At 54.8% G+C, this 24,659-nt stretch carries 18 protein-coding genes and 1 pseudogene; 1 reads left to right on the plus strand and 18 read right to left on the minus strand.

Annotation, left to right across the window (positions count from 1 at the left end; translation table 11 throughout):
* Window positions 1-260: 260 nt before the first annotated feature.
* From GJ1_RS00240 to GJ1_RS00295, 12 genes and pseudogenes are all read right to left on the minus strand, one after another.
* Window positions 261-1,289 (minus strand): glyceraldehyde-3-phosphate dehydrogenase, encoded by a 1,029-nt coding sequence (locus GJ1_RS00240; RefSeq protein WP_066226837.1) that lies wholly within the window; start codon window positions 1,287-1,289, stop codon window positions 261-263.
* Between the two features lie 116 nt (window positions 1,290-1,405).
* Entirely contained in the window at window positions 1,406-2,011 is a 606-nt protein-coding gene (gene coaE / locus GJ1_RS00245; protein ID WP_066226842.1) for a dephospho-CoA kinase, read from the minus strand.
* Window positions 2,012-2,038: 27 nt separating this feature from the next.
* Window positions 2,039-2,863, minus strand: coding sequence for a DNA-formamidopyrimidine glycosylase (gene mutM, locus GJ1_RS00250; RefSeq protein ID WP_066226844.1), 825 nt, complete (start codon window positions 2,861-2,863; stop codon window positions 2,039-2,041).
* 125 nt (window positions 2,864-2,988) lie between these two features.
* Window positions 2,989-5,625 carry a DNA polymerase I gene (gene polA, locus GJ1_RS00255; RefSeq protein WP_066226848.1) on the minus strand — a complete coding sequence of 879 codons (2,637 nt, stop codon included), beginning with the start codon at window positions 5,623-5,625 and terminating at the stop codon, window positions 2,989-2,991.
* A gap of 64 nt (window positions 5,626-5,689) precedes the next feature.
* Window positions 5,690-7,438: a two-component system histidine kinase PnpS gene (gene pnpS, locus GJ1_RS00260; RefSeq protein ID WP_066226851.1), complete on the minus strand. Its 1,749-nt coding sequence runs from the start codon at window positions 7,436-7,438 to the stop codon at window positions 5,690-5,692.
* Window positions 7,431-8,138: a response regulator transcription factor gene (locus GJ1_RS00265; RefSeq protein WP_066226855.1), complete on the minus strand. Its 708-nt coding sequence runs from the start codon at window positions 8,136-8,138 to the stop codon at window positions 7,431-7,433. Before GJ1_RS00265 ends, pnpS begins: the two co-directional genes overlap by 8 nt.
* A gap of 204 nt (window positions 8,139-8,342) precedes the next feature.
* Window positions 8,343-8,810 (minus strand): MaoC/PaaZ C-terminal domain-containing protein, encoded by a 468-nt coding sequence (locus GJ1_RS00270; RefSeq protein ID WP_066226858.1) that lies wholly within the window; start codon window positions 8,808-8,810, stop codon window positions 8,343-8,345.
* A 157-nt stretch (window positions 8,811-8,967) separates the two neighbouring features.
* Window positions 8,968-10,038: pseudogene (locus GJ1_RS00275) on the minus strand (RNA-guided endonuclease InsQ/TnpB family protein).
* A gap of 145 nt (window positions 10,039-10,183) precedes the next feature.
* Entirely contained in the window at window positions 10,184-11,122 is a 939-nt protein-coding gene (mdh, locus tag GJ1_RS00280; protein WP_066226861.1) for a malate dehydrogenase, read from the minus strand.
* A gap of 26 nt (window positions 11,123-11,148) precedes the next feature.
* Window positions 11,149-12,420, minus strand: coding sequence for an NADP-dependent isocitrate dehydrogenase (gene icd, locus GJ1_RS00285; RefSeq protein WP_066226867.1), 1,272 nt, complete (start codon window positions 12,418-12,420; stop codon window positions 11,149-11,151).
* A gap of 71 nt (window positions 12,421-12,491) precedes the next feature.
* On the minus strand, window positions 12,492-13,610 hold the full coding sequence (citZ, locus tag GJ1_RS00290; protein WP_066226870.1) for a citrate synthase: 1,119 nt from the start codon (window positions 13,608-13,610) through the stop codon (window positions 12,492-12,494).
* Between the two features lie 424 nt (window positions 13,611-14,034).
* On the minus strand, window positions 14,035-14,490 hold the full coding sequence (locus GJ1_RS00295) for a DUF441 domain-containing protein (RefSeq protein ID WP_066226875.1): 456 nt from the start codon (window positions 14,488-14,490) through the stop codon (window positions 14,035-14,037).
* 93 nt (window positions 14,491-14,583) lie between these two features.
* Here GJ1_RS00295 and ytvI point away from each other — a divergent pair, with 93 nt between their 5' ends.
* On the plus strand, window positions 14,584-15,702 hold the full coding sequence (ytvI, locus tag GJ1_RS00300) for a sporulation integral membrane protein YtvI (protein WP_066226878.1): 1,119 nt from the start codon (window positions 14,584-14,586) through the stop codon (window positions 15,700-15,702).
* A 42-nt stretch (window positions 15,703-15,744) separates the two neighbouring features.
* Here the strand turns inward: ytvI and pyk are convergent, their stop codons facing one another.
* The 6 genes from pyk to dnaE form a co-directional block, all read right to left on the minus strand.
* Window positions 15,745-17,508 carry a pyruvate kinase gene (pyk, locus tag GJ1_RS00305; RefSeq protein ID WP_066227098.1) on the minus strand — a complete coding sequence of 588 codons (1,764 nt, stop codon included), beginning with the start codon at window positions 17,506-17,508 and terminating at the stop codon, window positions 15,745-15,747.
* A 27-nt stretch (window positions 17,509-17,535) separates the two neighbouring features.
* Window positions 17,536-18,495, minus strand: coding sequence for a 6-phosphofructokinase (gene pfkA / locus GJ1_RS00310; protein WP_066226883.1), 960 nt, complete (start codon window positions 18,493-18,495; stop codon window positions 17,536-17,538).
* Between the two features lie 182 nt (window positions 18,496-18,677).
* Complete coding sequence (accA, locus tag GJ1_RS00315) at window positions 18,678-19,655, minus strand: acetyl-CoA carboxylase carboxyl transferase subunit alpha (RefSeq protein ID WP_011232215.1); 978 nt, start codon at window positions 19,653-19,655, stop codon at window positions 18,678-18,680.
* Window positions 19,640-20,512 (minus strand): acetyl-CoA carboxylase, carboxyltransferase subunit beta, encoded by an 873-nt coding sequence (accD, locus tag GJ1_RS00320; RefSeq protein ID WP_066226886.1) that lies wholly within the window; start codon window positions 20,510-20,512, stop codon window positions 19,640-19,642. The genes accA and accD overlap by 16 nt, the downstream gene beginning before the upstream one ends.
* 39 nt (window positions 20,513-20,551) lie before the next feature.
* Window positions 20,552-21,190 (minus strand): FadR/GntR family transcriptional regulator, encoded by a 639-nt coding sequence (locus GJ1_RS00325; RefSeq protein WP_066226889.1) that lies wholly within the window; start codon window positions 21,188-21,190, stop codon window positions 20,552-20,554.
* 105 nt (window positions 21,191-21,295) lie between these two features.
* Window positions 21,296-24,568: a DNA polymerase III subunit alpha gene (gene dnaE / locus GJ1_RS00330; RefSeq protein ID WP_083509902.1), complete on the minus strand. Its 3,273-nt coding sequence runs from the start codon at window positions 24,566-24,568 to the stop codon at window positions 21,296-21,298.
* Window positions 24,569-24,659: the final 91 nt, after the last annotated feature.

The following is a 24,659-nucleotide window of genomic DNA, read 5'->3' on the forward strand; positions in this document are numbered from 1 at the left end:
TGTATAACTACCACGGGGGAAAGTTAGTCCTAAGAGGTCCTAACCCTTTAAGTAGTCACATTACCCTTGCCGTTAAGAAGTTCACGAGACATAGTATACTTTGTTTAGTTTTTTTTTGCAACAGGCTTTTTTAATTTTTTTTGCATGAAAAAGAGAAAAGCGCCCACGCCTGCGCCGCGGCCCGATCCGTTTGTGCGGATCACAGGCCGCAGCGCGGGCGGCGCGCTTTATATCGGACCGCCGCCAAGGCGGCGCGTCCGTTACGCATTGACGCTGAGACGCTCCTTCATTTTGGCTGCAACAAGATGGGCTAAATCAACGACGCGGCACGAATAGCCCCACTCATTGTCATACCAAGCGAGCACTTTCACTTTTCGCCCTTCCATGACCATCGTCGATAAGCCGTCGATAATCGCCGAATGCGGGTTCGTGTTGAAATCGATCGATACAAGCGGCTCCATCGTGAAATCTAAAATGCCTTTCAACGGACCATTGGCCGCGCGGATGAACGCCTCGTTCACTTCATCAACCGTTACATCGCGCTTCAAGTCGACGACCAAATCAACGAGCGAGACGTTCGGCGTCGGGACGCGGAGCGCCATGCCATGAAGTTTCCCTTTTAAATGCGGCAGCACCAGGCCAAGCGCTTTCGCCGCTCCCGTTGTCGTCGGGATGATCGACTGTGCGCACGAGCGGGCGCGGCGCAAATCTTTATGCGGGTTGTCGATGTTTTTTTGGTCGTTCGTATATGCGTGAACCGTCGTCATCAGCCCGTTTTCAATCCCGAACGCTTCATCGAGCACTTTGACGACTGGAGCCAAGCAGTTCGTCGTACATGAAGCGTTTGAAATGATGAAATGGCGGTCGATGTCAAGCATATGCTCGTTGACGCCGACGACGATCGTCACATCTTCATTTTTACCCGGGGCGGTTAAAATAACGCGCTTCGCCCCTGCCTCAAGGTGAAGGCTCGCCTTTTCGCGATCGTTGAATTTGCCGGTCGCTTCAATCACAATATCGATATCAAGCTCTTTCCACGGCAGCTGCTTCGGATCGCGCGAATGGAGAAGCTTCACTTTTTTGCCGTTGACCAGCAGGCCGTCTTCTAAAGCGATGACCTCACCGTCAAATTTGCCGTGGTTTGAGTCGTATTTCACTAAATGGGCTAACGTTTCCGGCGGATAGCTGGCATTCACCGCCACAATATCGAGATCAAGGGAATTAATGGCGCGCCGGAACACCATCCGTCCGATTCGTCCGAAACCGTTAATCGCCACTTTCGCCTTCATTCACTTTGTTCTCCTCTCATATATGTTATACTATTTTCTTATATTCACATAAATAGTATATCATATTTTTAGGAAATGTGGAGAACAAAATGACCAAAAGCCAACAAAAAAGACGCCTACTTTTCCAAGGCGTCCCATTGCTCCAAAATGACCAACAGCTGACGGCGTGTCTCTTCCCTCGTTCCGTTATTGTTGATGACCGCATCAGCCTGTTTGATTTTTTCCACCAGCGGCCATTGAGCGCGGATGCGGGCCCGCGCTTCTTCCTCGGTGAAACCGTTTCGCTCCATCAGCCGGCGAAGCTGGACGTCATCATCGACGTATACGACCAATATTTTATCAACCCAGGCGGTCAACCCGCTTTCAAATAAAAGCGGAATGTCCAATACGACCGTTTTCGCCCCGGAACGGACGAGCGCTTCTTTCTCCGTAAGCATTTTCCGACGCACCGCCGGGTGGACGATGTCATTTAGCTTTTTCCGTTCCTCTTCGTCGCTGAACACGATCGCCCCGAGTTTCGCTCGATCGATCTCTCCGTTTGTCTGCAAAATGTCCGGACCGAAGGCGGCGACAATTTGGCGGTAGGCGTCTTCCCCCGGTCGGACGACGGCGCGCGCCGCTTCATCTGCATCAATGACCGGAAGGCCGAGCTCGCGCATCATTGCGCTCACCGTGCTTTTGCCGCTTGCGATTCCTCCGGTCAATCCGATCGTCAACGTCATAGAACCTCTCTCCTTTTTACGCGCCGCCTAGCGCTGGCAGCGCGGGCAATAATGCGTGCCGCGGCCGGCGACGACCGTTTTTTCAATCGGCGTGCCGCATCGTTTGCACGGTTCGCCTTTGCGGCCGTACACGTACAAATGATGTTGGAACGCGCCAGCCTCGCCTTGCGTGTTCACGTACGTACGCACCGTGCTTCCCCCTTTCATGACCGCCTCGCCGATCGTCGCCACCATTTCCTCGTGCAGGCGCTCAATCTCTTCTCCAGAGAGCGAGGCGGCCGGCCGTCTAGGAAGAATACCGGCGCGAAACAGCGATTCGTCGACATAAATATTGCCAAACCCAGCCACGACCGTCTGGTCAAGGAGCAGTGCTTTCACCGGCCGTTTCGTTTTCGCCGCCCGCTCGGCCAATACAGCCGGGGAAAACGCCGGGGAAAGCGGCTCCGGCCCGAGCTCGCCAAGCGGCGGCCGGCGGTCGGCTTCCTCTTTGGCATAAACGTGCATCGTTCCAAACTTGCGCACGTCGCGGTAGCGAAGCTCGCTGCCGTCCGTGAAGCGAAACACGACGTGCGTATGCGGTTCAAGCGGCTCGAGGACAGAAGCGACGGCGTAGCGCCCTTCCATGCGCAAATGGGAAATAAGCGCATCGCGGTCAAGAAGGAATTTCAAAAATTTTCCGCGCCGCTCCACACCGCGCACCGTCTGTCCGATCATTCTTGCCGCAAACGCCTCGGGGTCTTGCGGATGGCGGATGATGTTCGGCCAAAAGACGCGCACGTCCCCAATCGTTTTGCCGACCACCAACGGCAAAAGCGTGCGGCGGATCGTTTCCACTTCCGGCAATTCCGGCATGGCTTCCCCTCCTTTCCTTCCTCCGTTTGCCCGCATCATTCCAGCGGGCTAGCCAGCCGACGCTTTCGCCTTGGCGCCGACTCATCTGCGGAAAGAAAAAACGGCTCAGGCGCCAAGGGCGTCAGTTATTTGGCGTCATACCACGTCGGGCCGTAATGGTAATCGACTTTAAGCGGCACACTGAGCGCAACGGCTTGCTCCATCACTTCCGGAACGAGCCGGCACAGCCGCTCAATCTCTTCTTTCGGCGCTTCCAAAATAAGCTCGTCATGCACTTGCAGCAAAAGGCGCGCTTGCAGCCGCTCTTCCTTCAACCTTGCGTTCAAATCGATCATCGCCTTTTTAATAATGTCAGCCGCGCTCCCTTGAATCGGCGTGTTCATCGCCGTCCGCTCGGCAAAGCTGCGAACGTTGAAGTTGCGGCTTGTGATATCCGGCAAATAGCGGCGCCGGTGCAAAAGCGTCGTCACATACCCTTTTTGTTTCGCCTCTTGCACAATGTTTTCCATATACCTCTTCACGCCCGGAAAGCTGGCGAAATAGCGTTCGATAAATTCAGCCGCCTCTTTGCGCGAAATATTTAAGTTTTGCGCCAGGCCGTAATCGCTGATTCCGTAAACGATGCCGAAGTTGACCGCCTTCGCCTGGCGGCGCATATGGGGCGTCACTTCGTCCTCGCTCACATGGAAAATATCCATCGCCGTTTTCGTGTGGATGTCCAAATCGCGGCGGAACGCTTCAATTAAGTTGTCATCTTCAGCAATATGGGCAAGAACGCGCAATTCAATTTGCGAGTAGTCGGCGGCAAAAATGAGCCAGTCGGGCTCCGACGGCACGAACGCCTGACGAATTTTCCGCCCTTCTTCCAACCGAATCGGAATGTTTTGCAAGTTCGGCTCCATCGAGCTGAGCCGTCCGGTTTGCGTCAGCGCCTGATTGAAAATCGTATGCACCTTCTTTGTATCGGAGCGCACGACTTTCAACAATCCTTCAATATACGTCGACTGCAGCTTGCCAAGCTGGCGGTAATGCAAAATGTTTTCCACGATCTCATGATAAGGCGCAAGTTTTTCAAGCACGTCCGCCGACGTCGAGTAGCCGGTTTTCGTTTTTTTCAAGACCGGCAGTTGCAGCTTTTCAAATAAAATGACGCCGAGCTGTTTCGGAGAATTGATGTTAAACTCCTGGCCGGCGAGCTCGTAAATGCGCCGCTCGACCGTACGCAGCTGCCCGGCGAGCTCTTCGCCCATCTGCTCGAGCCGCTTCGTGTCCACTTTAACCCCCAAAAATTCCATTTCCGCCAAAATCGAAGACAACGGTTGCTCGAGCTCGACGAGCAACCCGTCTTGTTCGTTGCGGCGCAGCTCATCCAAAAACGGCTGCTCAAGCGCCCAAATCGCCGCCGCCTTGCGAACGAGATGCTCGGCAAGCACTCGTTCGTCCGGCACAGCCCGCTTCGTCCCTTTGCCATACACCGCTTCATCCGGACGCACCGCTTCGTATTGTTTCATGTTGGCTGCCGCAGCCACATCATCGGCGCCTTGCGCCGGATCAAGCAAATAGGCGGCCAGCAATAAATCAAATGAAACACCGCATAACTCAATTCCTTTCCATTTTAAAGCGACGATCGCCCGTTTCGAGTCAAACATGCTTTTTTTCTTCGTTTCATCGCCAAGCCAGGCGACAAACTGCGGATCGGCGAGCGCCATCTCCGGGCGCAAGAAAAACCGTCCATGTTCGTTGACCAGAGCGATGCCAACGATCGGAGCATCGTGATAATTTTCCTCGACCACCTCAACGACAAGCGCCGCCTTGTCGGCGAGCATCTCCTCCGTAACGCGGTCAGCGACCGTGAACGTCATCTCCGCAAGCGGTTTTTCCTTTGCATCCGATGGCGAATCCATTTTCTCTAAAAACGATTGAAAGCCAAGCTCTTTAAATAAAGCGATCACTTTCTCCCGGTCTTCGCCTTGATAGGCGATATCATCAAGCGACAGCTCGACCGGAGCGTCGCGGCGAATGGCGGCCAACTGCTTGCTTAAAAGCGCCGCATCGCGGTGTTGGCGCAGCGTTTCTTTCAACTTTTCCCCTTTGATCTCGTCAATGGACGCGAGCACGTTTTCGACCGTGCCGAATTGCTTCAGCAGCTTGACCGCCGTCTTTTCCCCGATGCCCGGCACGCCGGGGATGTTGTCCGATTTGTCGCCCATCAATCCTTTCAAATCGACGATTTGTTCCGGGGTCAAACCGTATTTTTCACGAATCGTCTCCGGCGTGTACGGTTCGATATCGGTGATCCCTTTTTTCGTAATGTCCACCGTCACGCGGGGCGAGGCGAGCTGAGTTAAATCGCGGTCGCCGGAAATGACTTTTACTTCAAACCCTTCCTGCTCAGCGCGGGCGGCGAGCGTTCCGATAATATCGTCCGCTTCGTAGTTGTCGAGTTCATAGGCGGGAATGCGATACGCTTTCAGCAGCTCGCGCAACAGCGGGAACTGTTCCGACAGTTCCGGCGGCGTCTGCTGCCGTCCGCCTTTATACTCTTGAAACGTTTCATGCCGAAACGTCGTTTTCCCAGCGTCAAACGCGACAAGCATATGGGTTGGCTGCTCTTCCGCCAAAATTTTGTTCAACATCATCGTAAACCCATAGACAGCGTTCGTATGAATGCCTTTGTCGTTATGCAACAGCGGCAAGGCGAAAAAAGCGCGGTATGCCACGCTGTTGCCGTCAATTAAGACCAACTTTTTCTTCAATCTCATCCCTCCTCGAATGCTCCTTGTTCTATTGTACCATGCCCGCCGCCTGCCATAAAAAAGAGGCCGGCTACCGCTCCGGCTTCGGAAAATGAATCGTAAACACTGTGCCGCGCCCCACTTCGCTCGCTACGGTAATATATCCGTGGTGAGCCTCAACCAAATGTTTCACAATCGCAAGACCCAACCCCGTTCCGCCGGAGTCGCGGCTGCGCGCCTTGTCAACGCGGTAAAAACGTTCAAAAATACGGGGAATTTCTTTCTCTTCAATGCCGATGCCGGTGTCTTTCACATGAATCAGCACTTCTCTCTCCGTCTCTTCCGCCTCGACGGCGACCCGCCCGCGCTCTGGCGTATACGCGATGGCGTTGGCGAGCAAGTTCAGCAAAATTTGCTTCAGCCGGTTCGCATCGCCGCGGATGACCAGCCCGGGCGGTGATGCGATATGCAAGTCAATCTGTTTTTCCGACGCTTTTTGGCGAAACACAGCGGCCGCTTCAGCGATGACTTGGGCGGCGTCGACATCGCTCAGCTGAAGCTGAAACCCATGCTGCTCAATTTTTGACAAGTCCAACAGTTCCTCGACGAGCGTTTGCAGCCGTTCGCTTTCTTTCAAGATGATGGTCAAAAAATGTTCGAGCGCTTCGTCGTCTTTCATAGCGCCATCCAGCAACGTTTCGGCAAATCCTTTGATGGACGTCACCGGCGTTTTCAATTCGTGCGAAACGTTGGCGACAAAATCTTTGCGGATTTGCTCAAGCCGCTTCAGCTCCGTAATGTCGTGAAATACGACGACAATCCCTTTCCATTCGGCGTTCGTGCCGATGATCGGGGCTCCGTACACATCGAAATGTCTCCGCTCGATGCCAATCGTCAGCCGCATATGCCGGCGCATCGTCGTTTCGGTGATGAAAATATCGTCGATGAAGCGAACGACCTCGCGGTGCGGCAGCACATCGGCATACGGGCGGTACAAACAGTCAGACGGCTCGATATGAAACTGGGTTTGGAACGCCCGGTTGATGAGATGGACATGCCCGCGATGGTCAATAAACAACAAGCCGCTGCCGACGTTTTCAATGAGCGTATGAAGCCGGTCGGTCTGAATTTCCCGCGCCCGGCTCATTTCTTGCAAATGGCGGGCCAACCGGTTGATCGAGCGAACGAGCATGCCAGCTTCGTTATACTCGCCATCGGGCACCCGGGCGGCGTAATTGCCTTTTTCCAGCTCAAACGCCACTTTCGTTGCTTCTTCAATCGGCCTCATATATTGATTGGCGATTTTCCAGCCGAGGGCGATGATGACAACGAGCGCCATCCCGAGGCTGCTAGTAAGCACGCCCCAAATTTGCTCATTTACCTTTTTGAGCGAGCTCGTCGGCGTGCTTAAAATGACGTACCCGCTCCGTTCGCCGCGCCCGTACGGGGCGATGTAGTAGTACACATCGTTCGTTTTTTCGATCACGGAAAAGCGGGGGAACTGCTTTTTGCGCAAAATCGCGCGGACGATGCGCTCATGGTCCTCATCGCTGATCGCCGCCACCCGCCCGCTGTCAAACTGCATCCGCTCTTCTTTATCGAGCACGGTGACGCGCGACGACAGCTCGTCCCCCATTTCCCGCAAGTCGCTGCGAATTTGCTCGAGCGGTTCGTTTTCAAGCAAAATGGCAAGGGCTTTTGCCTCTTTTTCCATCCGTTTGTTCATCGTCTCGGCGTAAAAATCTTTCAGCAATTGCCCAAGCAAAAGCCCGAGGGCGATCAACACCGTGGCGATGAGCGTCACGAGCCAAAACAAAAGGCGGGTGCGGAAGCTATTCATGCCGCTTCGGTTCCTCCAATTTATAGCCAAGGCCGCGCACCGTTTTAATATACATCGGCTTTTTCGTATCGGTTTCGATCTTCTCGCGCAAATGGCTGATATGGACATCGACGATGCGGGTATCTCCGGCAAACTCATAGTTCCACACTGCACTGAGCAGTTGGTCGCGCGTCAACACCCGCCCTTTATGGCGCGCCAAATAAAGAAGCAACTCAAACTCTTTCGGCGTCAGCTCAAGCGGCTTGCCGCCTATGGCTGCCTCATAGCGATCTGGAAAAATTTCCAACTCGCCAACGACCAGCCGCTCGCTCGATTCAGCCGTCGGCTGGGCAAGTTCGGTGCGGCGCAAAATCGCCTTGACGCGCGCGACGACTTCTCGCGGGCTGAACGGCTTCGTCATATAGTCGTCGGCGCCAAGCTCAAGGCCAAGCACTTTGTCAAATTCATCATCGCGAGCCGTCAACATTAAAATCGGCGTCATGATTTGCTGCTGGCGAAGCCGCTTGCACACTTCAACGCCGTCAAGCTTCGGCAGCATCAAGTCCAAAATAATGAGCGCCGGCTGCTCGGACGCTACTTTAACGAGCGCCTCTTCGCCATCGTGAGCGGTCACGACGTGAAATCCGGCTTTCTCCAAATTGTACGACAAAAGAGTCACAATCGGCTGTTCGTCATCGACAACTAAAATTTTTCGTCCCATGCCGCTCCTCCATCCCGTCCAATGGTTTCTGCCTTTATGATACCACAATTGGCGCTTTGATTCGGACAAAAAAAGAAAAAAGGGGGCCCTGCGGACAGGTCGCCCGCGGGAAACGGCCCATGCGTTTTGTTGGCTTCTTTTGGCGGAAAAGCGGCATGAAACTTACCCTTCGTTTCGAAGTGGGGGACTTCTTGCAAAATGAGGTTAAAAGTTCTCGAGCACGCGCCCGTCTAAGCGCGGCAACGTATGCGGCGGGAAGACGGACAACGCCCCTTCCAGCACCGTCTCCGCACCGCGCGTCGCCATGACGGACAACATCACGCAATGGCTCGCCTCATCGACATCGGTGACTTCCAGCAAAAACTCGAGCGTTTCATAATGATAAACTGGGCGGAGAAAGCGGAGGTCCTGCCGCGTAATGTAGCTGCCTGGGCCCGGCAAATATTTGGAGACCGCGGAAGTGATCATCCCCGTCAACATGACCGGCGGAACAACCGGTTTTCCAAACGGCGTCTGCGAAGCATAATCGTGCTGGATATAGAGCGGATTGGCATCATCGGTCAGCCCGAGGTAAAGAAGCAAGTCTTTATCTTCGATGGCGGCTTGGAAAACGAGCTTTTCCCCCGCTTGAATTTCCCCGATTCTTCTCCCGAGCTTTCGCTTTTTCAACATGTTCCCACCGTTACGCAAAACTTACAAAACTCTGCAAGAAGATTGCAGAAGTTTCCGTTTGCTTCCTTATTCATCGCACCCGATTTCGCCGAAGCTACTTTCGTTTGGTGTAGTGCTCCGAAGGCTTCGCTTCCCGTGTAACTCACGGTACGGATGGTCAAGCGCCATATTGCGACAAGTTGATGCTTGCGTTTAAGTCTCTGTCCATCGTTGTTCCGCACGAATCACAGACAAACGTTCGCTCGGACAAAGACAACCTCGGTTTGACATATCCGCACGAATGACACCTCTTCGACGATGGATGCCATCTGTTCACTTCCACAAATTGAATGCCGTACTTCCCGCACTTATGCTCGATTTTTTTCTTAAACGAGTATAAGCGTTGTTGTTGAATCGATCTCGCTAAATGGCGGTTTTTCATCATCCCTTGAATGTTCAACTGCTCCATCACGATCCGAGATGGCTTGGTTCTCACCAACTCGGTCGAGACTTTTTCCTGGCAGTCGTTGCGGATATGGAAGAGGCGCCGCATCCACTTCCGAATCTTCTGTTCGAGTTTTGCGATATTGCGCGTTTTTGCGTAACGGATGGCACCTCCTTTTCTTGAATTTTGTTCATTTCATATTTCCGTGAACATTGGCGCTGCAGCCGGCGCAAACGTTTTTCGAGTTTCTTCACTCTCTCACGTTGGTTGATGTTCGGATATACCCTCCCCTCCGAACAAACCGCTAAATACTTGACATCTCAACCCCCACGGAAATGTACCAATGGACGCCATCGAATGTCACCCGTGGATTTTGATGCTTGCCGTTCGTCGGAATTTTTCCTCGTTCAGAAAGACGAATCCATCCGACTTTTTCGATATACACATGCGTGTCGGTGAATTGGATTTTTTCTGTATCTTGATAAAACGATGGCTTGCTTTGTTTTTTGCTTTTAAACCTCGGTTTATTTGCTTTCCCTTGAAAGAAACGTTTGTATGCCTTGCATGCGTCTTTGACCGCTTGTTTTGTGATGTTGTTGCTGTAGTTGATTCTCTCGTTCGTTTTAAGGCAGTAAGCCGTTTGCGCAAATCTTCGTGAGAAATGAATGTGCCGCCGTTTTTGCCGTTCGTTTCTTGTTGTTCAAGCGCCCAATTGTACGCCCAACGAGCCACCCCTGCGCAAGCAAACAGTTTCGTCCGCTGTTTGTTGTTCGGTTCAAGGCGAATTTTCCTTGCCCGAATCATCCGCCAACAGCTCCTTTACGGAGTTTCCAAGAGGTGTTTATATAAAAATTTATTACTAACAGTTCAGTCCCCTTTGCCACCAAGAAAACGCTTTCATTTGTTGCAGGCAAAAACTCGGGCGTTGGCCCGAATTTTTGCTTTGCGGTTATTCCAACACGCGCATGACGTTTTTCACCGATTCGACCGATTTGGCGAGCGCCGCTTTTTCCTCTTCGGTCAGCTCGAGCTCGATCACTTTCTCGATGCCGTTGCCGCCGAGGATCGTCGGCACGCCCAAATAAATGCCTTCATAGCCGTATTCGCCTTCAAGGTAGGCGATCGCCGGCAAAATGCGGCGCTGGTCTTTCAAAATCGCTTCAACCATTTCGGCGAGCGACGCGGCTGGCGCGTAGTAGGCGCTGCCGTTGCCGAGCAGGTTGACGATTTCGCCGCCGCCTTTGCGCGTCCGCTCAACGATGGCGTCCAAACGATCTTTCGGAATGAGTTTTTCAAGCGGAATCCCGCCGGCGTACGAGTAGCGGACGAGCGGCACCATGTCGTCGCCATGGCCGCCTAAAACAAACCCGGTGACATCTTTTACCGAAATGTTCAGCTCTTGAGCGACGAACGTGCGGAAGCGCGCCGTATCCAAGACGCCCGACTGGCCGATGACGCGGTTTTTCGGGAACCCGGACTCTTTAAACACCGTATACGTCATCGCATCGACTGGGTTCGTCAAGACGATGATATAGCAGTTCGGCGAGTATTTGACGACTTCTTTCGTCACTTGCTTCATAATTTTTTGGTTCGTCGTCACCAAATCGTCGCGGCTCATGCCTGGCTTGCGGGCGATGCCTGCCGTGATGACGACGATGTCGGAATCGGCCGTATCGGCATAGTCCGACGTACCGATGATGTTCGCGTCAAAGCCGAGCACCGGGCTCGACTCGAGCATATCGAGCGCCTTTCCTTTCGTTGGGTTTTCGAGCTGCGGAATATCGACCAGCACGATGTCGCCGAGCTCTCTTTGCGCCAAAAGGAACGCCGTCGTCGCCCCCGTGAATCCGGCGCCGATCACCGAGATTTTTTTTCGCTTCATCGCCATCGTTTGCCATCCCTTTCTTTAAAAGGTTAATCCATATTGCGGATGAGCGCATCAGCAAATTCGGAGCATTTCACTTCCGTCGCTCCTTCCATCAGGCGGGCGAAGTCATACGTAACGATTTTCGCAGCGATCGTTTTCTCCATCGCTTTGATAATCAATTTCGCTGCTTCGTTCCAGCCAAGATGCTCAAACATCATGACGCCAGACAGGATGACGGACGACGGATTGACTTTATCGAGCCCTGCGTATTTCGGCGCCGTGCCGTGCGTCGCTTCGAAAATGGCGTGGCCGGTTTCGTAGTTGATGTTCGCCCCCGGCGCGATGCCGATGCCGCCGACTTGGGCCGCAAGCGCATCGGAAATGTAGTCGCCGTTTAAGTTCATCGTCGCGATGACATCAAATTCGCGCGGGCGCGTCAAAATTTGTTGCAAGAAGATGTCGGCGATGACGTCTTTGATAATGATTTTGCCGGCCGCTTCCGCATCAGCAAGCGCTTTGTTCGCCGCTTCTTTGCCTTCCGCTTCAACGATTCGGTCGTATTGCGCCCATGTGAACACTTTGTCGGCGAATTCTTCCTCCGCCAATTCATAACCCCAGTTTTTAAACGCACCTTCGGTGAATTTCATAATGTTCCCTTTATGGACGAGCGTCACCGACTTGCGGCCGTGTTCGATCGCGTAATTGATCGCCGCGCGCACGAGCCGTTTCGTCCCTTGTTCGGAAATCGGCTTAATGCCGATGCCGGACGTTTCCGGGAAGCGGATTTTGCGCACGCCCATTTCGTTTTGCAAAAAGTCGATCACTTTTTTCACTTCCGGCGTCCCTTTGGCATATTCAATGCCAGCGTAAATGTCTTCCGTGTTTTCGCGGAAAATGACCATATCGGTATCTTCCGGACGTTTCACCGGCGACGGAACGCCTGGGAAGTAGCGGACCGGGCGCAAGCAGACAAACAGGTCAAGCTCTTGGCGGAGCGCCACGTTCAGCGAGCGGATGCCGCCGCCGACCGGCGTCGTTAACGGCCCTTTAATGGCGATTATGTATTCGCGGATCGTCGCAAGCGTTTCGTCCGGAAGCCAGTTGCCCGTCAGCTTGTACGCTTTTTCACCAGCGAGCACTTCCTTCCAGACGATTTTTTTCTCGCCTTTGTACGCTTTTTCCACCGCTGCTTCGAGCACGCGCGAAGCGGCCGCCCAAATGTCCGGACCGGTTCCATCCCCTTCAATGAACGGAATGATCGGGTTGTTCGGAACATTTAATACGCCATTGGTGACTGTAATTTTTTCCCCTTGCGTCACGTGTAAAACCCCCAATGCGATGTTTTATTGAAAAGGCGTGAAGGCTTGCCTTCACCGCCTTATTCACTTGATTAGCCGCGCTCGTCGATCGGCACGTACGCCCGTTTGCCCGGGCCGGTGTACTCGGCGCGCGGACGGATGAGACGGTTGTTGTCGTATTGCTCCAAGATGTGGGCCAACCATCCAGAGGTGCGGCTGACCGCAAAAATCGGCGTAAACAAATCATGATCGATTCCTAAACAATGGTAAACCGAGGCGGAATAAAAGTCAACGTTCGGCGGCAGCGCTTTTTCCGATGTAACGATTTCTTCAATCTTCGTCGACATTTCATACCAGTGCGGCTCGCCGACGAGTTTCGTCAATTTTTCCGACATTTTTTTCAAATGTTTGGCGCGCGGGTCGCCTTTCCGGTAGACGCGATGGCCAAAGCCCATGATCTTTTCTTTGTTGGCCAGTTTGGTGCGGATGTATGGCTCGACATTGTCGACTGTGCCGATTTCCGTCAACATTTTCATGACCGCTTCGTTCGCTCCGCCGTGAAGCGGCCCTTTCAAGGCGCCGATCGCCGCGGTGATGCCGGAATAAATATCGGACAGCGTGGCTACACAGACGCGCGCCGTAAACGTCGATGCGTTCAGCTCATGGTCGGCATGCAGCACAAGCGCCTTGTTGAACGCTTCCGTTGCGATGTCGTCCGGTTCTTTGCCGGTCAGCATGTACAAGAAGTTCGCGGCAAAGCTCAAATCTTTGCGCGGCGCAACCGGTTCCAATCCTTTGCGCACGCGGGCGAACGCCGTTACAATCGTCGGGATTTTCGCCTGCAGGCGGATCGCTTTCCGGTAGTTCGCCTCTTTCGTCATAACATCCGCCTCTTCATCATACAAGCCAAGAAGCGATACCGCGGTGCGCAAAGCAGCCATCGGGTGCACTTTGTCAATCGGATAGAGCTTGAAGTGTTCAATGATTTCGTTCGGAATTTCAGCGTTTTCCGCCAATTGCCGCGTTAATTCATCGAGCTGCTCTTTCGTCGGCAGTTCGCGATGCCAAAGCAAGTAAATGACTTCTTCAAAGGAAGCGTTTTCGGCTAAATCATCAATGTCATAACCGACATACGTCAACGTGTCATCGATGATCGAGCTGATGCTTGAAGTCGTAGCCACAACTCCTTCTAAACCGCGGGTTGCTGTCATGTTCATCTCCCCTTCTTTTCATAAGTTCCTGTCATAGCGCTCGATGGCCGGTGAGCGCCTGCTCGAAATGGAGGCAAAAACAAACGCGCGCGAAAGTGCTTACATGGCGATAACGGCCGCCGCCCCACCGCAGCGGCTGCACAATGCTTGGCCCGAAAACTCACTCACGTTTATTATTATAAACAATTCTCTGACTTTTGTCAGCTGTCATCCACGAAAAGAAACGGCTTGCAGGAACAAAAATGGAAATTCGTTCATTTAAAGGTTCATCACCAAAAGATGTACTTGACTTTTAAAGACAAACATGATAGCAATGTGGCTCAAATGAGGTGTATGGTATAAAAAGGAAAATCGCTATTTTAGTTTTCTTTCACTATCATGAACGTCTTTCTTCGTCAAGTACATTTTGTGGTGAAGAGCCCATTTAAAAATGCCCCACCATTTTCATGATCATGCAGGCGATGCCCGCCCCGATCAGCGGCCCGACTGCCACTCCGTGAAACAGCGAAACAGCAATGATGGTGCCAAACACAAGCGCCGCCGTCATATGCGGGTCATTGGCGAGCAGCGCAACTCCCTCTTTGGCGATCAAGGCGACCAAAACGCCGGATAAAAGAGCCACCCAAGCCGACAACGACTGGAGCGAGCCGACAAGCTGCTTAAAGCCGATGTCCCCGGAAGCGATGGGAGCGAGCACTGCGATCGTAATGACCGTCACCCCCCAGTTGATCCCTTTTGCCTGAATGATCGGCAGCACCTTTTGATCCAAGCCGACAAGTTTAATGGCCAACAGCACGGCGACAGCGACAAGGAGCGACTTGTTTTTCGCCAACAGGCCAAGCGCAAGCAATAGAAGCAAAAACAACACCGGTTCGTTCACGGTCGTCCGCCCTTTCCTATGAAACTTGCCTTTTTGCTTCCCCGTAAGAAAACGTGTAATATATCAATATGGAACATCGTTGGAGGTGAAACATTGTCCCGAACGTACGTTGATCGCTTTTTGCGTTTTTTTCTTGTCGTCGCCGCTGTAGTGCTTGGCATCATCGCTGCGTACTACATTTCAACGGTGACGTATCCGTTCATCATCGCCTTTTTCATCGCGCTTCTCATCAACCCGCTCGTTGATGTTTTGGAGCGGAAAGCGAGAATGCCGCGTTGGCTCGCCGTCAGCGTCACGCTCATCATTTTGTTTGCCGCCGTCGCCGGTTTGGTCACGCTTCTCGTTGCTGAGATTGTTTCGGGAACGCAATATTTGGCCAACGTCGTGCCGGAAAAATTCCAAACGTTGATCGCTTACATTGAGACGTTCGTCGCCGACCAAATCATCCCCATTTATAAAGATTTGGCCGGGCTGTTTAAAAGTTTGAGCGCAACCCAACAGGATACGATTATGCAAAACATTCAAGCTGTCGGGAAAAAAATTGGGACGACCGTTGGCGAATTTATCCAAAGCATACTGCAAAATATTCCGCAGCTTCTCGCCTGGCTGCCGAATGCGGCGACCGTGTTTATTTTCTCGCTGTTGGCGACGTTTTTCATCAGCAAAGACTGGCACCGGCTGATGCGCATGGCGCAGCAATGGCTGCCAACGAAAGCCCGCACAAGCGGAAAAACGGTGTTTCTTGATTTGAAGCGGGCGCTGTTTGGCTTTATTAAAGCACAGGCGACGCTCATTTCGATTACGACTGTCATCGTGTTGATCGGCTTGCTTATTTTGCGCGTCGATTACGCGATTACGATCGCGTTGATCATTGGATTCGTCGATATTTTGCCCTACTTAGGGACGGGAATTGTATTCGTTCCATGGATTATTTACGCAGCCGTCAGCGGCGACATTCCGTTTGCCATTGGGCTTGGCGTGCTGTATATCGTCGTGCTCGTCCAACGGCAAATTATGGAGCCGAAAGTGCTTTCCTCATCGATCGGCCTTGACCCGCTTGCGACGCTCATCGCCTTGTTTGTCGGCTTCAAGCTGCTCGGTTTTCTCGGTTTGATCGCTGGGCCGGTTGCGCTCGTCATCATCCGCACGCTCCATAGCGCGAATGTCTTTCGCGATATTTGGCGCTTTATTATCGGCAAGCCCACCTCGTAATGCAAACAGCCTTGGCGGATGCCAAGGCTGTTTGGCTTTGTCTTACAACACGCTCGCATGGCCGCGGTAGACGGCGCCAAAGCCGCCATCGACCGTGATCTCTTGCCCATCTTTAAACAAGCTTGTGGCATTTTCCACTCCGACGACGACCGGAATGCCAAGGCTTAAACCGACGACCGCGGCATGACTGGTCAGCCCGCCTTCTTCGGTGATGATGGCCGCCGCTTTTTCGATCGCTGGCATCATGTCGGCATCAGTGCTCGTCGTCACCAAAATGCCGCCATCGACCATTTTTTGACACGCTTCTTCCGCCGTTTTGGCCACAACGGCCTTGCCAAACGCCGACTTGCGGCCGATGCCTTGCCCTTTGGCGAGCAAGTCGCTAATGACGTGCACTTTCATTAAGTTCGTTGATCCCGTTTCGCCGACCGGCACGCCAGCGGTGATGACGACCAAGTCGCCGTGCTTCACCAAGCCGGAGCGCACGGCCGCATCGACCGCCACATCGAGCATTTCATCAGTTGTGTTCACATGCGGTGCTTCTTTTGTATACACGCCCCAGATGAGCGCCAACCGGCGCGAGACCGCTTCGTTCGATGTCACCGCGATGATCGGCGCTTTCGGGCGGTATTTCGCCACCATTTGCGGCGTTTTCCCGCTCACGGTCGGCGTGACGATCGCCGCTACGTCCAAATTGAGCGCCGTATGGGCAACCGATTGGCCAATGGCGTCAGTGATCGTCGTTTGGCTCTCTTTCGTGCGCTGGGACAAAATATCGCGATGTTCCAGCGCCTGCTCCGTGCGGAGCGCGATTTGGTGCATCGTTCTTACCGCTTCAACCGGATACTGGCCGGCTGCCGTTTCCCCGGAAAGCATGACGGCGTCCGTTCCGTCAAAAATGGCGTTGGCGACATCGCTCGCCTCGGCCCGCGTCGGCCGCGGATTGCGCTGCATCGAGTCGAGCATTTGCGTCGCCGTGATGACCGGCTTGCCAAGCATGTTGCACTTTTTAATGAGCATTTTTTGAATGAGAGGCACTTCCTCAGCCGGAATCTCAACGCCAAGGTCGCCGCGCGCCACCATGAGGCCATCGGCCGCTTCCAAAATTTCATCGATGTTGGCGACGCCTTCTTCATTTTCAATTTTCGCGATAATTTGAATATGCAAGGCGTCATTCGCCTCAAGCAGCTCGCGGATTTCGAGCACATCAGACGCCCGACGCACGAATGAGGCAGCGATGAAGTCAATTCCTTGGCGGATGCCAAATAAAATATCGGCTCGGTCTTTCTCGGTGATGCCCGGCAAATTGACGCGCACGCCGGGGACGTTGACCCCTTTTTTGTTTTTGAGCACGCCGCTGTTTAAGACGGTCGTGACAATTTCTCCAGCTTGCTTGTCGACCGCATTGACTTCAAGGCCGATCAACCCGTCGTCCAGCAAAATTTTCGCACCAACGGACACATCATCGATCAGCCCCGGGTAGGTGACAGAAATTTTTTCCGGCGTGCCGAGCACTTCGCTCATCGAAATGATGAGCTTTTCCCCTTCCTTCAGCTCGATGGCGCCGTTTTCCATATTGTGGGTGCGGATTTCCGGACCTTTCGTATCGAGCAAAATGGCGACCGTTTGGCCCGTCCGCCGCGCCGCCTCGCGAATGTTGGCGATGCGCCGCCCGTGTTCTTCATGATCGCCGTGCGAAAAGTTGAGGCGCGCCACGTTCATCCCCGCTTCGATCAATTGCACGAGCTTGTCCACGCTCTCGCTTGCCGGCCCGATCGTACAGACGATTTTCGTTTTCCGCTTCATCACTTCTTCTTCCTTTCCCATCGGGAATTAAATCGACAGCTCTTTCGACAATGTATACATCCGCTGATCGACCGTATGTGTTTTCGCCAACGCTTCGGCAATGTCATGATCGACGATTTGGTTGTTTTGAATGCCGACGCAGCGGCCGCCTTTGCCTTCAAGGAGCAGCTCGACCGCGCGGGCGCCGAGGCGGCTTGCGAGCACGCGGTCAAACGCCGTCGGCGATCCGCCGCGCTGCACGTGGCCAAGCACCGTCACGCGCGTCTCAAAGCCGGTCGCCTCTTGAATTTGCCGGCCGAAGTCGACACCGCTGCCGACTCCTTCAGCGACGATGATGATGCTATGCTTTTTGCCGCGTTCATGGCCGCGCTTCAAGCGGGCGATGATGTCATCCATGTCGTAGTCCGCTTCCGGAATCAAAATCGTCTCCGCCCCGCCGGCCAGCCCCGACCATAGCGCAATATCGCCGGCATGGCGGCCCATCACTTCGATGACGTACGTCCGTTCGTGCGACGTCGCCGTGTCGCGGATTTTGTCAATGGCGTCAATGACCGTATTGAGCGCTGTGTCAAAGCCGATCGTAAAGTCGGTGCCTGGAATGTCGTTGTCGATCGTCCCGGGCACGCCGACGCACGGGAAGCCGTGCTCCGTCAATTTTTTCGCCCCTTGATACGACCCGTCGCCGCCGATGACGACCAGCCCTTCAATGCCGTGCTTTTTCAGCTGTTCGATCCCTTTTTTCTGTCCTTCTTCCGTCTTAAACTCCGGGCAGCGCGCGGTGTAAAGGATCGTGCCGCCGCGATGGATGATGTCCCCGACATCCCCGACTTCCAACTTTTTGATGTTTCCGGCGATCAACCCAGCATACCCGTGGTAGATTCCATACACTTCCACCCCATGGTAAATCGCTTTGCGGACGACGGCGCGAATGGCCGCGTTCATGCCCGGCGAGTCGCCGCCGCTTGTTAACACACCAATCCGTTTCATCATTTCCACCTCATTTGCATCGAATTGCACACGTCCGACCTCATACGTCTGTCACCCTTGAACATCCCTAATGTACCATGAACAACAGTGGAACACAATATGGAAGCCTTCGCTGAAACGGCTTACACGCGCTGGTTTTTTCACACACAAAAGCTGTCTCTCAGACGGAGACAGCTTTTTCCTTATCTTGCCCGAATCGTTTCCGGCAAAAACGACACTTGGCCCATTTGTTTAAATTTTTCGTAGCGCTGCCGGACGAGCTCTTCGCCGTCAAGCGCCAACAGCTGTTTGAGCGAACGGCGCAGCACGCGGTCAATTTCTTTTGCTTGCTCGTCGGCGTTGCGATGAGCGCCGCCTTTGACTTCTGGAATGATTTCATCGATGACGCCGAGCGCCTTTAAGTCATGAGCGGTGATTTTCATCGTTTCCGCCGCCCGCTGCGCCAATGAGGCGTCTTTCCACAAAATCGCCGCCGCCCCTTCCGGCGAGATGACCGAGTACGTCGAGTTTTCAAGCATATGGATATGGTTGCCGACGCCAAGGGCAAGCGCCCCGCCGCTTCCGCCCTCTCCGATGACGATGCAGACGACAGGCACCGTGAGCCCAGCCATTTCAAACAAGTTGCGGGCGATCGCCTCGCTTTGCCCGCGCTCTTCGGCCGCTTTGCCCGGGTAGGCGCCTTTCGTGTCGATAAAGCAGATGATCGGCCTCGAAAACTTTTCTGCCTGCTTCATGAGCCGCAACGCCTTCCGGTATCCTTCCGGATGCGGCATGCCGAAGTTGCGGCGCAAGTTTTCTTTCGTATCTTTGCCGCGCTGGTGGCCGATGACCGTCACGGGGAGTCCGTCGTATTTGGCGATGCCGCCGACGATCGCCTCGTCATCGCCAAAGCAGCGGTCGCCGTGGCACTCAAGAAAATTCGTAAACAGCCGCTCGATGTAATCGAGCGTCGTCGGCCGCTGCGGATGGCGGGCGATTTGCACGCGGTCCCACGGCGTCAAATTCGCATAAATCTCGTTTTCCAGCTTGGCGAGACGCGCTTCGAGCTTTTCGATTTCCGCCGATAAATCGACGTCCGCCGTTTTCATGAACTCTTTCAACTCTTGAATTTTGCGGCGCAGCTCGACAAGCGGCTTTTCGAATTCTAATTCCGCCACCATCCCTCTTCCCCTCCTTTTCTATGAATATCCAAGACGACCGCGAGCGTTTCTTTCAGCTCGTGGCGGTGAATGACGGCATCGAGCTGCCCGTGCTTCAACAAAAACTCCGCCGTCTGGAAATCGTCCGGCAGCTCTTCGCGCACCGTCTGCTCGATGACGCGGCGGCCGGCAAAACCAATGAGCGCCCCTGGCTCGGCAAAATTATAATCCCCAAGCGACGCGAAGCTCGCCGATACGCCGCCGGTCGTCGGATGGGTCATGACGGAGATGAACAAGCCGCCGTCGTTGCTGAATCGTTTGAGCGCCGCGCTCGTTTTCGCCATTTGCATGAGGCTCAACACTCCTTCCTGCATGCGGGCGCCGCCGGAAGCAGTGAAAATGAGAAACGGCAGCTGCTGTTCGCGCGCCCGCTCGACGGCGCGGGCAATTTTTTCGCCGACAACCGAGCCCATGCTGCCCATGCGAAACGATGAATCCATGACGGCAATAACGAGCGGATGGCCGTCAAGCTCTCCTTCGCCGGTGACGACCGCCTCGTTCAGCCCCGACTTGCGCCGGTCTTCTTCCAGTTTCTCTATGTAGCCGGGAAAGCCGAGCGGATTGACCGAGACCATATCGGCGTCATACTCGCGGAAGCTGCCGTCATCAAGAAGGCTTGCAATCCGTTCGCGCGCCGGCATCGGATGATGGTAGCCGCAGCTTAAACAAACACGCAAATTTTTGATGAGCTCTTTCGTATACATAATTTTTTTGCATTGCGGACATTTCGTCATCACGCCTTCCGGCACTTCATGCCTTGCTTGTTCCGAAGGAAGCGGTGCATACTTTTTCTTTTTCACAAACAAGTCTTTCCACACGAGGGAGCCCCTCCTTTGCGTTTTCGCCTCTCTACTACTTTATCGAAAATGGGCATCATTGTTTGTCAAACGATGTCCGGCCCGTTTCGACAATGACGAAGGCCGATGCGCCTCCCAAACAGCAGCGGCCTTCGCTGAATCTTGCCTTTCCAACGCGGCGAGCATCTGTTCATATCCAGCGTCGGCAAGAGACGGCGGGGGCGCAAACGAAGCGGCAAATCCCGACAGCACCCGCCAAATGCGGGCGAGCAAAAAGTTGCCGGACGCTTCGGCCACCGTCTGAAAAAACCGCACGAAATCAATCGGTTTTTGACGAACAATTTTTTTCAACTCGTCTACGTCCTCCGCGCTCCGGCGGCGGCACGCAAGTTCAAGCAGCAGCCGCTCGATGAGCCATTTCGTCTCTGCTAAATCAGCCTTCGCTCGTTCGTTTTCTAACAAAAACATCGCCAACAAGTCGATCAGCTGGTGGCTGCCGACTTCACGCATGTATGTTCCTTCACCGCGCCGGGTTTCAATCAATCCGAGAAATTCAAGCGCCCGCAGCGCCTCGCGCACCGATGAACGCCCGACGCCGAGCCGTTCGGCCAGCTCGCGCTCCGATGGCAGCTTGTCGCCGGGGGCGAGGTTGTCTTCGACGATGATGCGGCGGATGTGTTTCAACGTTTCGGCATACACTTTCGCATCTTTGATACAATAACCCCTCCCCTTCGACTCATCCCACTGGTCTGACCACCTAATGGTTATACGATATAACAAAACAGCGAAATAGTAAAGGGCGATTTACTTGACAGCGATGCGTCCAGCGCCGAACAGGGAGAGCAATTCGTCGACAAGCGGCGCGGTGAGGGCGATGGCATACTGCTCCGGCAGCCGGAGAAGCTTTCGCCTCGCTTCGTCGTACAAATACACCGGCGTGCTGCCGCAGTGTTGTTCAAGCAGCTGCTTCAGCGCCGCAAGCCGAGATCCATCCGCACGGCTTGCGTTAATATACAGCGCCGACGGCATCAGGCGCTCCGCGCGGCGGACGACAAGCTGACGCCGTCCGCCGCGTATGTCGACTGTTCCGGCAAGCAGCACGAAATGCCCTTCCCTCAGTTCGGCGGCCGCGCGGCGGTAGACGGCCGGAAAAGCGACCGCCTCCAATTCCCCGCTTTCATCGCTCACCGTGAAAAACGCCATCTCTTCGCCCCGTTTCGTTCTCGTTTTCCGCATACGGGCGAGCGCTCCGCCGACAACAGCAGACGGCCCTTGCACATCAGCGGCGAACACCGCCCCGGCCGCTTGCAGCAACGGGCGGCACACCGCCGCGGGGTGCGGGGTGACGGCAAAGCCAAGCAGCTCCGTCTCCCGCCTCCGCCGCTCGGACGGCGGCCACGGACGGGCGGCGGCGTATTTCGGTTTTAACGACAGCCCCCCGGCTTGCAGCGCCTCGAGCCATTGCACATGTTCGATCGCAATATCGATGCTGGCCAAAAGGGAAGCTCGTTCCGCGCCGAACTCGTCAAACGCCCCAACGGAAATGAGCGCCTCCAGCGCCGTGCGACCCAGCCCTTTTGGGAGCAGGCGGGCGGCAAAATCAAAGAAATCGGCGAACGGCCCGTTCGCTTTCCGCTCCTCGACAATCAGCTTCGCCGCCGAGCCGACTTGCTTGACCATCGCCAACCCGAGGCGGATGGCGCCCCCTTCGACCGAAGCATGAAAACTGCTTTGGTTGACCGACGGCGGAAGGACGTTGATTCCTTTGCGCGTTGCTTCCCGATAGTACACCGCCGCTTTTTCCCGGTCGCTGGAAGCGTTTGTGAGCATGACCGCGTAAAAGCAAAGCGGATAATGAGCTTTCATGTAAGCCATCGCGTACGACACCAGCGCATAACTGACCGCATGGCTCCGGTTGAAGCCGTAATCGGCGAAGCGGACGATGTGTCGATACAGTTCCTCGGCGACTTCTTTCGAATAGCCGTTCGCCATGCAGCCGGCGACAAACGCCTCACGCTGCCTAGCGAGCAGCGCTTTTTCTTTTTTCGCCACCGCCCGGCGGAGCACATCCGCCTGTCCAAGCGAAAATCCGGCGAGCTGCGCCGCGATTTGCATAATTTGTTCTTGGTAGATCAAAACCCCGTATGTCGGCGCCAAAATCGGCGCAAGGTCGGGATGAATGTACTCGACCGGCTCCTCGCCGCGCTTGCGCCGGATATAAACAGGAATCATTTGCATCGGCCCCGGCCGGTACAGCGCATTGACGGCGACCAAATCTTCAAATTCCGACGGTTGCAATTGAACAAGCACTCGCTTCATCCCGTTTGATTCCAGCTGAAAAATGCCGTTCGTATCCCCGACGCCAAGCAGCGCGTACGTTTTTTCATCATCGAGCGGCAGCGTACGAATGTCAAACGGCTTTCCGGTCTGCCGCTCGATCAAACGCACGATCTGCCCGATCAACGTGAGCGTGCGCAAGCCGAGAAAGTCAATTTTCAGCAATCCGAGCGCTTCAAGCGCCCCCATAGCGTATTGGGTCAGCGGCCATTCGCCATGGCTTGGCTGCAGCGGCACGAAGCGAACGAGCGGCTCCGGGCTGATGATGACGCCGGCGGCGTGAATCGACGTATGGCGCGGCAATCCCTCGAGTTTTTGGGCGACAGCCAGCCACTCTTTCCCTTGAGGAACGGCCGCCACCGCGCGGCGGAAAGCAGCGGACTCGGCATGCCATTGACTGAGCGCCACACCTTGCCGGTTCGGCAACAGCTCCGTGACCCGGTCCGCTTCGCGCTCGGGAATGCCGAGCGCCTTGGCTGTATCGCGCAACGCCGCTTTGGCGCCGAACGTGCCGAACGTGATGATTTGCGCGACGCGGTCGCGCCCGTATTTGTCCGCCACATAGCGAATCACTTCCTCGCGCCGGTCATCAGGAAAATCCAAGTCAATATCGGGCACCGACACGCGCTCCGGGTTTAAAAACCGTTCAAACAAAAGCCCGTACTTGATCGGGTCAACATCGGTGATCGACAGCGCATAGGCGACGAGCGACCCGGCCGCCGAACCGCGGCCCGGGCCGGTCAGAATGCCGCGCCGGCGGGCGTAGGCGAGCACATCGGCGACGATCAAAAAATAATCGCTGAAGCGAAGCGATTGAATGATATCAAGCTCATGCGAAAGCCGCCGCCAGTAACGCTCATCGGCCGACGGCACGCGTTGGGCGAGCCCTTGTTCCGATAAGCGGCGCAAATAACGGTCGGCCGTCTCTCCGTCCGGAACGGGGTATGCCGGCAGCCGCCAGCCGCCAAACTCGATCTGCAGCTCGCATTGATTGGCAATTGCTAAGCTGTTCTCGAGCACCTCCGGCAAGTCCGCAAACCGCCGCGCCATCTCCTCCGGCCCCGCCAAATAGCGGCCGTCATCGTCTTCGATGCCGGCGAGCGCTTCACCGCGGCCGATCGCCTGCAAGCAGCGCCACGCCATGGCATCGCCGCGCTCAATATAGCGAACATCGTTCGTCGCGACAAATGGAACGCCCATCACTTCCGCCAAACGACGGAGCTCATCTTCATACGAGGTGCGCGTTTGCTCGCGGCGCTGAATGGCGACATACAGCCGTCCTGGAAACAACCGTTGGTAGCGGGCGAGCGCCTCTTTCGCCCGCTCCCATTCCCCAGCGGCAACAAGCGACTCGACGCGTCCCTCGCTTCCAGGAGTGATGGCGATGATGCCGCCGCTTAAGCGCAAAAGTGCCGCTTCCTCAATATGCTTTGTTTCCCCCATTTGAATCATTGTGCTGATTTCAAGCAAATGGCGATACCCCTCTTCATTGGCGGCCAACAGCACGAGCGGAAACGCTTCCTCCCCAGAAAGAGCGACATCGGCCGTCATGCCGATGATCGGGCGGACGCCGTTTTGCATGCATTCCCGGTAGAACGGAACGGCGCCATACAGCACATTCCGGTCAGTAAGCGCCAGCGCTTGATATCCAAGCTGTTTCGCCTTCGCCACAAGCGCCTCAACCGCCGCCGCACTTTGAAACAAACTGTATCCGCTCAACACATGCAAGTGGACGAACATAATGACCATCCCTCCCTCATCCGTGCGCTTGACGGGCGAAAACTTTTCGTTCGGCTACATACTCCGTCCACCCAATTGATATACATAGATA

Origin of the sequence: Geobacillus jurassicus NBRC 107829, from assembly GCF_001544315.1 — a bacterium.
GTDB lineage: Bacteria > Bacillota > Bacilli > Bacillales > Anoxybacillaceae > Geobacillus > Geobacillus jurassicus.

Bases quoted from the DNA above. Each gene is read 5' to 3' on its own strand.
- GJ1_RS00240 (WP_066226837.1), bottom strand. From the start codon at position 1,289: ATGAAGGCGAAAGTGGCGATTAACGGTTTCGGACGAATCGGACGGATG.
- coaE (WP_066226842.1), bottom strand. From the start codon at position 2,011: ATGACGTTGACGATCGGATTGACCGGAGGAATCGCAAGCGGCAAAAGC.
- mutM (WP_066226844.1), bottom strand. From the start codon at position 2,863: ATGCCGGAATTGCCGGAAGTGGAAACGATCCGCCGCACGCTTTTGCCG.
- polA (WP_066226848.1), bottom strand. From the start codon at position 5,625: ATGAGATTGAAGAAAAAGTTGGTCTTAATTGACGGCAACAGCGTGGCA.
- pnpS (WP_066226851.1), bottom strand. From the start codon at position 7,438: ATGAATAGCTTCCGCACCCGCCTTTTGTTTTGGCTCGTGACGCTCATC.
- GJ1_RS00265 (WP_066226855.1), bottom strand. From the start codon at position 8,138: ATGGGACGAAAAATTTTAGTTGTCGATGACGAACAGCCGATTGTGACT.
- GJ1_RS00270 (WP_066226858.1), bottom strand. From the start codon at position 8,810: ATGTTGAAAAAGCGAAAGCTCGGGAGAAGAATCGGGGAAATTCAAGCG.
- mdh (WP_066226861.1), bottom strand. From the start codon at position 11,122: ATGGCGATGAAGCGAAAAAAAATCTCGGTGATCGGCGCCGGATTCACG.
- citZ (WP_066226870.1), bottom strand. From the start codon at position 13,610: ATGACAGCAACCCGCGGTTTAGAAGGAGTTGTGGCTACGACTTCAAGC.
- pyk (WP_066227098.1), bottom strand. From the start codon at position 17,508: ATGAAGCGGAAAACGAAAATCGTCTGTACGATCGGGCCGGCAAGCGAG.
- pfkA (WP_066226883.1), bottom strand. From the start codon at position 18,495: ATGAAACGGATTGGTGTGTTAACAAGCGGCGGCGACTCGCCGGGCATG.
- accA (WP_011232215.1), bottom strand. From the start codon at position 19,655: ATGGTGGCGGAATTAGAATTCGAAAAGCCGCTTGTCGAGCTGCGCCGC.
- dnaE (WP_083509902.1), bottom strand. From the start codon at position 24,568: ATGTTCGTCCACTTGCATGTGTTGAGCGGATACAGTTTGTTTCAAAGT.